The organism is Streptomyces sp. NBC_00727, assembly GCF_045161745.1.
Classification (GTDB): domain Bacteria; phylum Actinomycetota; class Actinomycetes; order Streptomycetales; family Streptomycetaceae; genus Streptomyces.
The window spans coordinates 2,641,896-2,654,387 of the sequence record NZ_CP108981.1 but is presented as its reverse complement, the minus strand read 5'-3'; the positions used below and the strand labels follow the sequence as shown (position 1 = coordinate 2,654,387).

The window sequence follows — 12,492 nt, the reverse complement described above, 5'->3', positions numbered from 1 at the left end:
GTTGTACGCATGACGGATGCGGATCAGTTCAAGCACGACCTGCGGCTCTACCTCCAGGACGCCCGCGACGCCCTTCTCTGGAAGCTCGACGGGCTGTCCGAGTACGACGTCCGCCGCCCCCTCACCCCCACCGGCACCAACCTGCTCGGGCTCGTCAAGCACGTGACCGGAGCCGAGGCGTTCTACCTGGGGACCGCCTTCGGGCGGCCCGTCGACGCGCCGGCGCTGTGGATCACGGGGGACGCCGAGCCCAATGCCGATCTGTGGGCCACGCCCGACGAGACCCGCCAGGAGGTCGTCGGGCGGTACCGGCGGGTGTGGGCGCACTCGGACGCGACCGTCGAGGCGTTCGGGCTCGACGCGGTGGGTGTCCTTCCAGGGGAGGACGGGGAGGGCGGGCCCGAGCTGTCGCTCCACCGCGTCCTCGTCCACCTCGTCGCCGAGACCCAGCGCCACGCCGGGCACGCCGACGTCGTACGGGAGCTGATCGACGGGACGACCGGGCTGCGGCGGGGGAGCGGGGACATGGCGCCCGGTGACGAGGCATGGTGGCGTGGGCATCGGGAACGTGTGGAGAGCGCGGCCCGGGAGGCGGCCGCCCGGCTCACGGGATGACCGCGTGCGGCCAGGTCGGAGGAAAGATCCTCCTTCGGCACTAGGCTGATTGCTTTGCCTACCCATTACTCTTGTGGGAAGGCCACGCTGGGTGGCCATGGAGGAGTGAGATGAGGAGCAGCAACCCGGTCTTCTCGCGACGGGGCTTCAGCCGCGACAACGGTTACGCGGGCTTCAACGCGGCGCCGCAGGCCGGGGCCCCCGCAGCGGGTGCCAACCCGTACGCGCAGGGCACCGCCCCGAACCCGTACGCGACGAATCCCTACGCCCCCACGGGCGCCCCCGCGCCGGCCCGTACCGGCGCGATGACCATCGACGACGTCGTGACGCGCACGGCGATGACGCTGGGCACGGTCGTGCTCGGTGCCGTGCTCGCCTGGGCGCTGCTGCCGGTCGACGAGGCGAACCTCAACAAGTCGTACGGCATCGCCATCGGCGCCGCGCTCATCGCGTTCGTGCTGTCGATGGTCCAGTCCTTCAAGCGCAAGCCCGTACCCGCGCTGATCCTCGCGTATGCCGCCTTCGAGGGTGTTTTCCTCGGCGTCATCTCCAGCGCGGTCAGCACGTACATCGGGCCCGGCGTCGTGATGCAGGCGGTGATGGGCACCATGTGTGTCTTCGCCGGTGTGCTGCTCGCGTACAAGATGCGCTGGATCCGCGTCACCCGCCGCTTCTACGGCTTCGTGATGGCCGCCGCGATGGGCTTCCTGCTCCTGATGGCCGTCAACCTGCTGTTCGCCGTCTTCGGCGGCGGTGACGGCCTCGGCTTCCGCAGCGGTGGCCTGGGCATCCTGTTCGGCGTCATCGGCATCATCCTCGGCGCCTGCTTCCTGGCCCTCGACTTCAAGCAGGTCGAGGACGGCATCGCGTACGGCGCTCCGCGCGAGGAGTCCTGGCTGGCCGCCTTCGGTCTGACCATGACCCTGGTCTGGATCTACCTGGAGATGCTGCGCCTGCTCTCCATCCTCAGCGGCGACGACTGACCCGCCCCTGCGGACGCCGAGCGGCCCGTGGTCTCCCTCCGGAGGCCGCGGGCCGCTTCCGTGTGTGCGGGTAGGGTCGCGGGGTGCTCGATACGACGCCCCTGATCATCGCCGTGGACCGATTCGCCGACCGGCTGCGCGCCGCCCCGCAGAGCAGGCTGCAGCGCGGGGCCGCCGCCGCGGGCCTGGCCGCCGCGCGGGAGCTGTCGGCGCGGGCCCAGCGCGCGGAGGAGCCCGGCCGGGAGCCCAGGGTCATGGCGGACGCGGGGGTGTTCGCGGTCGGCGACCAGCTCGCCGTCGCCGGGCGGGACCTGGCGGTGGCACTGGAAACGGCCCCGTCCGCGGAGCTGGACGAGGCCGTGCAATTCGTCGAGGGAGCCGCCGCGCGAGCCTTCGGCCCGCGAGCCCGGCATGATCCAAAGGAAAGGCCCTAGGGCGCGCGGCGCGGGGGGAGGCGGCAGCCTCCGGGGGGCCGGGGACCGGCGTCGGCGCGGGCTCAGAAGCTCGCTATGACGCGGTCCGCGAGTATGTACACGTTCTCCTTGCCGCAGGAGAACGTCAGCGCGTACGCGCCGGAGACGCCGGAGCCGCCCAGCAGCACCGGGTGCTCACCGGCCCGCAGGGAGTCCGCCAGCCGCTCGGCCGTCTCGCGGTGGCCGGGGGTCATGCAGAGCGTCGTACCGTCGGCGAACACGTACACGTCGAGCGTGCCGAGCGGGCCGGGGCGCACGTCGGAAAGCTCCGTACGGCTGTCCGCCAGCTCCTCCAGGCGGTTCACCGTGCGCTCGTGGTCGGTGACGACGGGCGTCTGGACCGGCACGAAGTCAGGGTGCGAGGGGTGGCGGCGGCGCGCCGCGGCCAGCTCGGGGGAGTCCTCGGGGAACTCCGCCGTCTCCGCCGGCTCGCCCATCCCGGCCAGCTCGGTCAGCTCGTCCAGGGCCTCCGTCGCGTCGAGGTCCATCGCGTCGAGACCGGCGAAGTCGCTCTGGCGCGGCATGAAGAACGGGGCGTCCTCGCCCAGGCCGGCCAGTCCGCCCAGCAGGGACGGGGCGTCGGCGGCGTCCCGCGCCTCCTGCGAGGCCCAGAACGCGCGGGCCTCGGCCAGCTCGCGCTCCCGCTCCTCGGCCAGCGCCTCGGCGACGGCCGAGCGGATTTCTTCGGCGGAGGTGGTGTCGTTGCGGGTCTGAGGGGGTACGGCGGCAGTAAGGGCGCGACCGTCGGCGAGCTCCTTCCGGAGGGCCGAGACCTGCCTGCGCAGCCCGTGAGCAGCGTGCAGAGCGGCGGCGCCCACGGCCGTGGCGGCGGCGGTGGTCAGCAACAGGGCAATAGGCATGGCGCTCACTGACATACTCCCGGTTTCAATCGATCCCCCGACTTCCTACATCAGCTTGGGCCCAAGCGGCACCCTGTGTCAGTGCATTACGTCACGAATTGGACAGGTCTTTGTGCCCGGTGTCTACCCCTGTTTCCGGTGTGACCTGCGAAAACGACTCTCCCCCAGGACGTAGATCACATCCTGGGGGAGATTCGGTCACGGTCGGAGCTCGGTGGCCTGCGAGGGCCCCGAACCCGCCCTGATCAGCTCAGACGCTCGATGACCATGGCCATGCCCTGGCCGCCGCCGACGCACATGGTCTCCAGGCCGAACTGCTTGTCGTGGAACTGGAGGCTGTTGATCAGCGTGCCGGTGATGCGGGCGCCGGTCATGCCGAAGGGGTGGCCGACGGCGATGGCGCCACCGTTGACGTTGACCTTCTCCAGCGGGAGGCCGAGGTCGCGGTAGGAAGGGATGACCTGGGCGGCGAACGCCTCGTTGATCTCGGCGAGGTCGATGTCGCCGACGGTCAGCCCGGCGCGCTTGAGCGCCTGCTTGCTGGCCTCGACGGGGCCGTAGCCCATGATCTCGGGGGAGAGGCCGGAGACGCCGGTGGAGACGATCCGGGCCAGCGGGGTCAGGCCCAGCTCGCGCGCCTTGGTGTCGGACATGATCACGAGCGCGGCGGCGCCGTCGTTGAGCGGGCAGCAGTTGCCCGCCGTGACCAGGCCGTCCGGGCGGAAGACCGGCTTCAGGCCCTGGACGCCCTCCAGCGTGACGCCCGCGCGCGGACCGTCGTCCTTGGACACGACGGTGCCGTCCGGCGTGGTCACCGGGGTGATCTCGCGCTCCCAGAAGCCGTTCTTCAGGGCCTCCTCGGCGAGGTTCTGCGACCGTACGCCGAACTCGTCCATGTCCTGACGCGTCACGCCCTTGAGCCGGGCCAGGTTCTCCGCGGTCTGGCCCATGGAGATGTAGGCGTCCGGGACCAGGCCGTCCTCGCGCGGGTCGTGCCAGCTCGCACCGGACTCCTCGGCACGGGCGGCGGTACGGGCCTCGGCCTCGGCGAAGAGCGGGTTGTGCGTGTCCGGCAGGCTGTCCGAGTTGCCCTTGGCGAAGCGGGACACCATCTCGACACCGGCCGAGATGAAGACGTCGCCCTCGCCGGCCTTGATGGCGTGCAGGGCCATGCGGCTGGTCTGCAGCGAGGACGAGCAGTAGCGGGTGACCGTACAGCCGGGAAGGTGGTCCATCCCCATCTGTACGGCGATGACGCGGCCCAGGTTGTTGCCCTGCTCGCCGCCGGGCAGACCGCAGCCGAGCATCAGGTCGTCGATGTCCTTCGGGTCCAGCTCGGGGACCTTGGCCAGCGCGGTTTGGATGATCGTGGCGGTCAGGTCGTCCGCGCGCAGGTCTTTGAGCGAACCCTTGAAGGCCCGGCCGATGGGCGAACGGGCGGCAGAGACGATCACGGCTTCGGGCATCACGCGGCTCCATGGGGCTGAGGGCTGACCGGCTGCCTGGGGAAGCGGGCAGACCCGGCGGTACGGCACGACTGCTCTGGAAATTACCCGGACGTAGCGCCCGGGTCACCCGGGGCGGCATGTGATGCGGGCCTCTTTTCTAAGCGAGCGCTCAGTCAGGGCTGGGTGAGCGCTCAGTCAACGGCTCCCTTCCCGGGGCGCCCGCTCGGCCGGCGGACCCACGCGTGCCTCGGTGCGCCGTCCCCGTCCCCGTCCCCGTCCCCGCCCCCGTCCGCGTCCGGCCGGTGGTCGAGGCGCGTCGAGCCCCCGGGCTCCGGGTGCGGATGCGGATGCGGATGCGGATCCGTGGACGCGGACAGGCGCCGCCGCCTGCGGTGCTTGAGCAGGGCCCAGGGCGCCCGGGCCCCCGTGACCTCCGTACCGGCCTCCTTGGCCGCCTGGGAGGCCGCCTTGGCCACCGGCAGCATGTCCTCGCGCCGGGCGCCGTCCAGGCGGTCGGACTCCGGCCACAGGCCGAGCACCGCGCACAGCGTCGGCAGCACCGCCATGGACGCGGTCGCGTAGCCCTCGGCCGACGGGTGGTAGTTGTCCGGGCCGAACAGCTCCCGCGGGTTCGCCTCGAACTCCGGGCCCAGCAGGTCGCCCAGCGACACCGTGCGCCCGCCCTGCTCCACCGTGCCGATCGTCTGCGCCGCAGCCAGCTGCCGGCTCACCCGACGGGCCACCCAGCGCAGCGGCTGGTACACCGGCTCGATCGTGCCCAGGTCCGGACAGGTCCCGACGACGACCTCCGCCCCGGCCGTCCGCAGCCTGCGCACCGCCGTCGTCAGACAGCGCACCGACTGGGTCGCGGGCATCCGGTGCGTCACATCGTTCGCGCCGATCATGATCACGCACACGTCCGGCGTCCGGGCCGGGTCCGCGACCAGCAGCGAGACCTGCCGCTCCAGATCGTCCGACCGCGCACCCGGCAGCGCGACGTTGCGCAGATCCACCGGCCGCTCCGACACCGCCGCGAGCCCCGACGCCAGCAGCGCCCCCGGGGTCTGCCCGGCCCGCCGCACCCCCTGTCCGGCCGCCGTGGAGTCCCCGAGGAGCCCGAGGCGCAATGGCTCCGCCGGGCCCGTGAACGCCACCCCGTACCGCCCGTCCGCGCTCGGCGGGACCGGGGCGACACCGCCGCCCACCTGCCGCTTCGCCAGCTGGACCTCCGCCAGCAGGACACCCACCGCCGCGGCTCCCAGCAGCCCGATGCTGCCACCGCCGTAGGCCGCGCCCGCCGCGATCCGCCGTGCCACCCTTGCCGTCGACACAGTCCGGTCCACCTCCTCGTCGCACGTACCGCCGTAGAGCCGTACACACAGCTACCTGCCCGCTACCGCCCGTCGTTCAATCGCGCGACCCAATCCCGTGCTCGTGCGCATACGCTTGCCGCACCATCTCGGAGACCCCGGAGTACACGGTGCAATTCCACGATTCGATGATCAGTCTCGTAGGCAATACCCCGCTGGTGAGGCTGCGCAGTGTCACGGCCGGCATCCAGGCGACGGTCCTGGCCAAGGTCGAGTACTTCAACCCCGGCGGGTCGGTCAAGGACCGCATCGCCCTGCGCATGATCGAGGCCGCCGAACAGAGCGGCGAGCTGGAGCCCGGCGGCACGATCGTCGAGCCGACGAGCGGCAACACGGGCGTGGGCCTGGCGATCGTCGCGCAGCAGAAGGGCTACAAGTGCGTCTTCGTCTGCCCGGACAAGGTGTCCACGGACAAGATCAACGTACTGCGCGCCTACGGTGCCGAGGTCGTCGTCTGCCCGACGGCGGTCGACCCCGAGCACCCCGACTCGTACTACAACGTCTCCGACCGGCTGGTCCGTGAGACGCCGGGAGCCTGGAAGCCCGACCAGTACTCCAACCCGAACAACCCGCGTTCCCACTACGAGACCACCGGCCCCGAGCTGTGGGAGCAGACGGACGGGAAGATCACCCACTTCGTGGCGGGCGTCGGCACCGGTGGCACGATCAGCGGCACCGGCCGCTATCTGAAGGAGGCCAGCGGCGGCGCGGTCCAGGTCGTCGGCGCGGACCCGGAGGGCTCGGTCTACTCCGGCGGTTCCGGCCGGCCGTACCTCGTCGAGGGCGTCGGCGAGGACTTCTGGCCCTCCGCGTACGACCGTGAGGTCACCGACGAGATCGTCGCCGTGTCCGACAAGGACTCCTTCCAGATGACCCGCCGCCTCGCCAAGGAGGAGGGGCTGCTCGTCGGCGGCTCCTGCGGCATGGCGGTCGTGGGCGCCCTGGAGGTCGCGAAGCGGCTCGGGCCCGAGGACGTCGTCGTGGTCCTGCTCCCGGACAGCGGGCGCGGCTACCTCTCCAAGATCTTCAACGACGAGTGGATGGCCGACTACGGCTTCCTGGAGGACACCGGGCCCTCCGCCCGGGTCGCGGACGTCCTGAACCACAAGGAGGGGCCGATCCCCACCCTCGTCCACATGCACCCGGAGGAGACGGTCGGCGAGGCGATCGACGTGCTGCGCGAGTACGGCGTCTCGCAGATGCCCATCGTGAAGCCGGGCGCCGGCCACCCGGACGTGATGGCCGCCGAGGTCATCGGCTCGGTCGTCGAGCGGGAGCTGCTGAACGCGCTGTTCGCCCAGCGCGCCTCGCTCACCGACCCGCTGGAGAAGCACATGTCGCCGCCGCTGCCGCAGGTCGGCTCCGGCGAGCCGGTCGAGGACCTGATGGCGGTGCTCGGCGGCACCGGCGCGGCGGACGCGGCGATCGTGCTGGTGGAGGGCAAGCCGAAGGGCGTCGTCAGCCGCCAGGACCTGCTGGCCTACCTGGCGAAGGACGCCCCGGCGGCGAAGTAGCCGGACGGCCCGCGCGCGTTTCGCGAAAACGGTACGCGTGCGTCATGTGGCCGCAGCACCGGCTTAACACGGCTCGGGCAGATTGGTGGGTGTCGGCGGGGGAACCCGCCGGCACCGGAACGGCGACAACGGACTACGGAGCGGCTCCCGGACCTCCACCGTCGCCCGGACGCGCCACCCGGCCCTGACCCGGGCCGCGTCCTTCGCGGGGACCGCCGTCGTCCCGCCCCCTGGGAAACCGGGGGTGCGGCGGTCCCCGCGACATACCGCCCTACGCGTGCCGCTCCGGCACGCCCGGCCCGTCCGCCGCCCAGCTCGCCAGCAGGGCGATGCGCTCGGCGGTCCCCGAACCCGGCTCCGGGGTGTAGACGACGAGCGAGAGATCCGGTTGGCCCGGCACCGCGAGCGTCTCGTACGGCAGCGTCAGCGCGCCCACCACGGGGTGGAGCATCCGCTTCACGCCGTACGTCTTCGCCTTCACCTGGTGGTCCGCCCACAGCCGGCGGAAGTCCTCGCTCTTCAGCGACAACTCACCGACCAGGGCCGCCAGTTCCTTGTCGTCCGGGTGCAGCCCCGCGTCCAGGCGCAGATGGGCGACCGTCTCCGCCGCCACCGCCGGCCAGTCCGGGTACAGCTCCCGCGCACCCGGGTCCAGGAACGCCTGGCGCGGCATGTTCCGCTCGGCGGCCGGCATCCGGGAGAAGCCGGCGAGCGCGTCCCCCAGCGCGTTCCACGCCAGCACGTCCATCCTGCGGCCCAGCACGAAGGCGGGCGCCCGGTCGAACAGGTCCAGCAGCAGCCGCAGCCCCGGGCGCAGCCGCCGTACCGAAGGGTTCGCCGCCTTGCGGGACTTGGGGCGCGCCACCGTCCGCAGATACGCGTGCTCCGTCTCGTCGAGCCGGAGCACCCGGGCTATCGCGTCGAGCACCGCGTCCGAGACGCTGGGCCCGCGCCCCTGCTCCAGCCGGATGTAGTAGTCGACGCTCACCCCGGCGAGCTGCGCCACCTCCTCGCGCCGCAGCCCCGGAACCCGCCTGCGGCCGTACGAGTTGAGCCCCACGTCCTCGGGGCTGATGCGGGCACGCCGTGAGCGCAGGAAGTCACCGAGTTCGCCGTCCATGGCTGTGATCGTAGGAGAACGGCCCCCGCCCAGCCTGGTACTGGCAGACCCAGGAACAACGCATCCCTGGGTGGGCGGCGCTCACCGGCGCAGTGTGGAGCCCGAGCCGGAACACCGGCCGTGACACCACACCACGGAGCACCCCATGCTGTACGACACCCTCGCCGACCGCACCGCCGTCATCACCGGAGCCGCCAGCGGCATGGGCGCGGCCACCGCCCGGCTGCTCGCCGCCCAGGGCGTACGGGTGGCGCTGCTGGCCCGCCGCGCGGAGCGGCTGGAGGAGCTGGCCGCGAAGATCACCGCGGACGGCGGCCGGGCCCTCGCGGTCGCCGCCGACGTCACCGACCAGGCGTCCGTGGACGCGGCGGCGGACCTGGTCCACCAGGAGCTCGGCCGGGTCGACCTGGTGGTCAACGCGGCCGGCGTGATGCTGCCGAACCCCGTGGACGCGGGCCGCGCCGACGAGTGGCAGCGGATGCTCGACACCAACGTGGCCGGCGCCCTGCGCGTCATCCGGGCCTTCACCGCGGACCTGGTGGCGGCCGCCGCCGAGGGCCGCACCGCCGACCTGGTCAACATCTCCTCGATCGGCGCGCACGTCACGTTCCCCAACTACGCGGTCTACGGCGCCACGAAGGCCGCGCTCACCTACCTGTCGGCCTCGCTGCGCACCGAACTCGGCCCGCGCGACGTCCGGGTCACCAACATCGAGCCGGGCCTCACCGACTCGGAGCTGGCCGGGCACGTCGACAACGCGGAGCTGAGCGGCCAGCTGGACGGCATGTTCGAGGCGCTGGGCGGGCTCTCCTCCGACGAGATCGCCGACCTCATCGCGTACGCCACCAGCCGCGCCCGGCACATCAACCTGCGCCAGCTGGTCGTGCTGCCGACCCGTCAGGCGTGAACCGGCGGGTCACCCGGGGGCGGGGTCAGTCCTCCCAGTCGGAGGCCGCCCGCCGCTCCTCGCGGCCCCGGAACAGCCGCCTGCCGTGCCCGGCCTGGACGACGTTGACGCCGACGATCCCGATCCAGGCCACGACGAGGCCGCCGATGCCCGCGTTCGCGGCGCCGATCGCGGACAGCGGGACGGCCAGGACCAGCGAGATGATCCCGAACCCGAACCGCTCGCCGAAGTTCCCGTGCGCCTGCGCCGGGGGCCGCGCGCCCCGGGCGACGGAGGCCCGTTCCTCGGCGAGATGCCGCCGGACCCTGCGGTCGAGCGTGGCGTCGAGCCGCTGCTCCACCTTCTCCAGGAACGACTCGACGAGCGCGGAGTCGTAGTCGGCCCCCAGCTCGCTGCGGGCCTGCAGAGTCGCGTTGAGCTCCTTGCCGAGCTCCGTGTCAGGTGCGTCCATGGTTCTCACGGTACGAAGCGGAGGCGGCCGGGGCAGTGGGGCTAACCCCCCTGTTCGCCGGGCGGCACGCCTCACGGCGCCGGTCTGCATATGGACATGCAGACCCCTTGCTGGCTGAATGGATCCGTCGGCGCCGGGCCTCGGCGCGGCGGAACTACCGAGGGGACAGGATGAGCGGGAGCAGCCCGGCCGCGCGGTTGCAGGAGCTGTTCGAGGGGCGCCGGCTCACGCCCACGCAGCGCCGCATCGCGCACTCGATGGTGCGCAGGGCCGGTGACGCCCCGTTCCTCTCCAGCGTCGAGCTGGCCGAACTGGCCGGGGTCAGCCAGCCCTCGGTCACCCGGTTCGCCGTGGCGCTCGGCTTCGACGGCTATCCCGCGCTGCGCAAGCACCTGCGCGAGGTCGCCCCGGCCGGGGCGGACGCGGGTGAGGGGGAGGAGACGTACAACGAGTACCAGCAGGCGGTGCTCGCTGAGATCGAGAACCTGCGCCACCTCGCCGAACTCCTCGCCGACCCGGGCCCTGTGGAGCGGGCAGGACGGCTGCTCGCCGCATCCCGCCCGCTGCTGGTGCTCGGGCTGCGCGCGGCGTCCTCGCAGGCGCGCGGGTTCGGCTACTTCGCCGCGAAGGTGCACCCGGACGTCCGGGTGCTCGACGAGGGCGGCAGCATGCTGCACGACCGGATCGACGCGGCCCGGCGGGCCGGGGCGACCGCGCTGATCTGCTTCGCGCTGCCCCGCCACCCGCGCGAGGTCGTGGACGCGCTCGCGTACGCGCGCGGCCGGGGGCTCACCGTGGTGTCGGTGGCCGACTCCGCGTTCGCGCCGGTGGCCCGCCACAGCGACCTGCTCATCCCGGCCGCCGTCGGCACCGGCCTCGCCTTCGACACCGCCTGCGCCCCGATGCTCCTGGGACGCGTCCTCCTGGAGGCCATGTGCGACGCCCTGCCGGACGCGCAGGCCCGCCTGGAGGAGTTCGACGCGGGGGCGGCGGTGCGGGGGCTGTTCGTGGAGTGACCGGGGCGGGACCGGCGAACCCCGGCCCCGCCCCGCGCCCTCACACCTCCAGGTCCGCCTCGATCTTCTTCAGCTGGTGGCGGGCCATCGCCAGGTTCGCGCGGGCGGCGTCCAGGACCAGGTAGAGGAACAGGCCGTTGTTGCCACGGGACTTGAGGAGCCGGATCAGGTGGTACTGGGTGCCCAGGGTGATCAGGATGTCCTCGATCTCGTCCTTGATGCCCAGGTGCTCCATGGTGCGGAGCTTGGCGCGTACGACATCCGTGTTGCCCGCGGCAGCGACCTCCAGGTTGAAGTCCTTGCCGCCGCCGAGCGTGCCCAGCGCCATGCCGCTCGTGAAGTCGACGAGGGCGACACCGGTGGTGCCCTCGATGGACGACATCGCTTCCTTCAGTGACGCTTCGGTGTTCGCCATGAGTGGGTGCTCCCTTTCTCTGACCGGCCGCTGCGGCCGGTTCCGTTGCGTGGTGCGAGTGATGTCAGTGGTCTCAGGTCGGGCGGTGCGGGAGGGCGCCCGGCTGCTGCGGGGCGCGCGGTACGGGGGCGGGCTGCGGGGCCCGGGCGAGGGCCCGGTCGACCAGTTCGCCGATACGGGAGCCGGCCCGGCGGCCCTCCAGATGCAGCCGGCCGACGTTGATCCGGTCCTCGGCCAGCAGGGTCAGGACGGCCTGGGAGCCCGCCGCGTACGTCGCGATGTAGCCGCTCTCGCCGCGTACGACCAGCTCGCGGAAGCCGCCCCGGCCGGTCGCGTCGGTCATCCGGATCGCGACGCCCAGCGCGGCGGCGGTCAGCGCGGCGACCCCCTCGGCCTCCACCCCCGGTGTGTCATGGGCCAGGACCAGGCCGTCGGTGCTGGCCGCCAGGGCCCCGGCGAGGAGCGGTACCCGTGCCCGTAACCGCTGGAGCTCGGCCAGGACGTCCTGCGCTTCGGCTTCGGGCACCATCAGCTGTCTCCTCCCGGCACGCTGTCTGAGCGCGCGTATCACAGGGCCTCCAATGCGTCTCGGAGCCGGCGCAGCAGGGCGACGTCGGGGTCGGCCGTGACCTCGGGCAGCGCGATCCGGTCCGCGCCCGCGGAGGCCTGGGCCGGCGGCGGGGCCGGCTCGACCAGCCCGGCCGCGGCGAGGCGCCGCAGGTCGACCAGGACGTGGAACGCGGACCTGCCGAGCTCCTGCGCGATGGCGGTGGCCGTACGCACCCCGTCCACGCGTTCGAGGACGCGGCGCCGGCCCGGCGGCACGGGCGAGTCGTCCGAGTGGCCCGTGCGCATCAGCGGGGCGGTGTCCACCGCCGCGTCCGGCCAGATCCGGTCCAGCAGCTCCCGGCGCCGCAGCGTCTCGCGCTGCACGGCGTCCACCGGGACCGGGCGCACGGGGCCGATCCAGTGCGCCACCCCGTACCGGAAGCGCGCCGGCGTGCTGGTCGGCGCGAGGGCGAAGAACGCGGCGTCGTACAGGGCGCCCAGGTGGCACAGCTCCAGCGCGCCGCCCGGGACCCGCCCGCTGTCCACCAGATGCCGCCCGACCCGCTGCCCGGCCCCCGCCTCGGCGACCGCGTCCCACCAGCCCTCGCGGCGCAGCGCCCCGCCCCGCGTGAGCAGGACGTCGATCCCGGGCGTCGCCGGGCTCTCGGCGTGCACGACCTTGCCGTCGGCGAGGTACAGCGTGCCCCGGTCGCGCATCAGGGCGCCGGTGGCCCGTTCGGCGGCGAGGCGCTGGAGCATGGGGGAGAGCAC

14 protein-coding genes are annotated in these 12,492 nt (G+C 72.8%); 6 read left to right on the top strand and 8 right to left on the bottom strand.

Translation table 11 applies throughout. The features are described from left to right. Nucleotides 1–9: 9 nt before the first annotated feature. The 3 genes from OG242_RS11810 (at nt 10) to OG242_RS11800 (ending at nt 2,032) form a co-directional block, all read left to right on the top strand. On the top strand, nt 10–615 hold the full coding sequence (locus tag OG242_RS11810; protein ID WP_405898108.1) for a DinB family protein: 606 nt from the start codon (nt 10–12) through the stop codon (nt 613–615). Nucleotides 616–725: 110 nt separating this feature from the next. Further along, nucleotides 726–1,598 carry a Bax inhibitor-1/YccA family protein gene (locus OG242_RS11805; protein WP_405898107.1) on the top strand — a complete coding sequence of 291 codons (873 nt, stop codon included), beginning with the start codon at nt 726–728 and terminating at the stop codon, nt 1,596–1,598. A gap of 83 nt (nt 1,599–1,681) precedes the next feature. Continuing rightward, nucleotides 1,682–2,032, top strand: a complete 351-nt coding sequence (locus tag OG242_RS11800) for a hypothetical protein (protein WP_405898106.1) — start codon at nt 1,682–1,684, stop codon at nt 2,030–2,032. Nucleotides 2,033–2,094: 62 nt separating this feature from the next. Here the strand turns inward: OG242_RS11800 and OG242_RS11795 are convergent, their stop codons facing one another. The 3 genes from OG242_RS11795 to OG242_RS11785 all read right to left on the bottom strand — a co-directional run bounded on the left by OG242_RS11795 (nt 2,095) and on the right by OG242_RS11785 (nt 5,695). Beyond that, nucleotides 2,095–2,931 carry a hypothetical protein gene (locus OG242_RS11795; RefSeq protein ID WP_405898105.1) on the bottom strand — a complete coding sequence of 279 codons (837 nt, stop codon included), beginning with the start codon at nt 2,929–2,931 and terminating at the stop codon, nt 2,095–2,097. A 245-nt stretch (nt 2,932–3,176) separates the two neighbouring features. Beyond that, nucleotides 3,177–4,397 carry an acetyl-CoA C-acetyltransferase gene (locus OG242_RS11790; RefSeq protein ID WP_405898104.1) on the bottom strand — a complete coding sequence of 407 codons (1,221 nt, stop codon included), beginning with the start codon at nt 4,395–4,397 and terminating at the stop codon, nt 3,177–3,179. A gap of 173 nt (nt 4,398–4,570) precedes the next feature. Further along, the gene (locus OG242_RS11785) at nt 4,571–5,695 is read right to left on the bottom strand and encodes an SGNH/GDSL hydrolase family protein (RefSeq protein WP_405901582.1); all 1,125 of its coding nucleotides are present in this window, start codon (nt 5,693–5,695) and stop codon (nt 4,571–4,573) included. A gap of 164 nt (nt 5,696–5,859) precedes the next feature. On the opposite strand from OG242_RS11785, the gene OG242_RS11780 reads away from it, so the two are divergent. Further along, nucleotides 5,860–7,263, top strand: coding sequence for a cystathionine beta-synthase (locus OG242_RS11780; RefSeq protein ID WP_405898103.1), 1,404 nt, complete (start codon nt 5,860–5,862; stop codon nt 7,261–7,263). 271 nt (nt 7,264–7,534) lie between these two features. On the opposite strand, the gene OG242_RS11775 is transcribed toward OG242_RS11780, so the two are convergent. Then, a complete protein-coding gene (locus OG242_RS11775; protein ID WP_405898102.1) occupies nt 7,535–8,383 on the bottom strand; it encodes a helix-turn-helix transcriptional regulator in 849 nt (282 codons plus the stop codon). 145 nt (nt 8,384–8,528) lie between these two features. Between OG242_RS11775 and OG242_RS11770 the strand changes: the two genes are divergently transcribed. After that, the gene (locus OG242_RS11770; protein ID WP_405898101.1) at nt 8,529–9,290 is read left to right on the top strand and encodes an SDR family oxidoreductase; all 762 of its coding nucleotides are present in this window, start codon (nt 8,529–8,531) and stop codon (nt 9,288–9,290) included. A 25-nt stretch (nt 9,291–9,315) separates the two neighbouring features. On the opposite strand, the gene OG242_RS11765 is transcribed toward OG242_RS11770, so the two are convergent. Further along, nucleotides 9,316–9,741: a hypothetical protein gene (locus tag OG242_RS11765; RefSeq protein ID WP_405898100.1), complete on the bottom strand. Its 426-nt coding sequence runs from the start codon at nt 9,739–9,741 to the stop codon at nt 9,316–9,318. A gap of 170 nt (nt 9,742–9,911) precedes the next feature. Between OG242_RS11765 and OG242_RS11760 the strand changes: the two genes are divergently transcribed. Further along, on the top strand, nt 9,912–10,757 hold the full coding sequence (locus tag OG242_RS11760) for a MurR/RpiR family transcriptional regulator (protein ID WP_405898099.1): 846 nt from the start codon (nt 9,912–9,914) through the stop codon (nt 10,755–10,757). Between the two features lie 40 nt (nt 10,758–10,797). Here the strand turns inward: OG242_RS11760 and OG242_RS11755 are convergent, their stop codons facing one another. The 3 genes from OG242_RS11755 to OG242_RS11745 form a co-directional block, all read right to left on the bottom strand. Further along, nucleotides 10,798–11,172 (bottom strand): hypothetical protein, encoded by a 375-nt coding sequence (locus OG242_RS11755; RefSeq protein WP_405898098.1) that lies wholly within the window; start codon nt 11,170–11,172, stop codon nt 10,798–10,800. A gap of 73 nt (nt 11,173–11,245) precedes the next feature. Further along, nucleotides 11,246–11,701: a roadblock/LC7 domain-containing protein gene (locus OG242_RS11750; RefSeq protein WP_405898097.1), complete on the bottom strand. Its 456-nt coding sequence runs from the start codon at nt 11,699–11,701 to the stop codon at nt 11,246–11,248. 38 nt (nt 11,702–11,739) lie between these two features. Next, complete coding sequence (locus OG242_RS11745; protein ID WP_405901581.1) at nt 11,740–12,480, bottom strand: transcriptional regulator; 741 nt, start codon at nt 12,478–12,480, stop codon at nt 11,740–11,742. Nucleotides 12,481–12,492 lie beyond the last annotated feature (12 nt).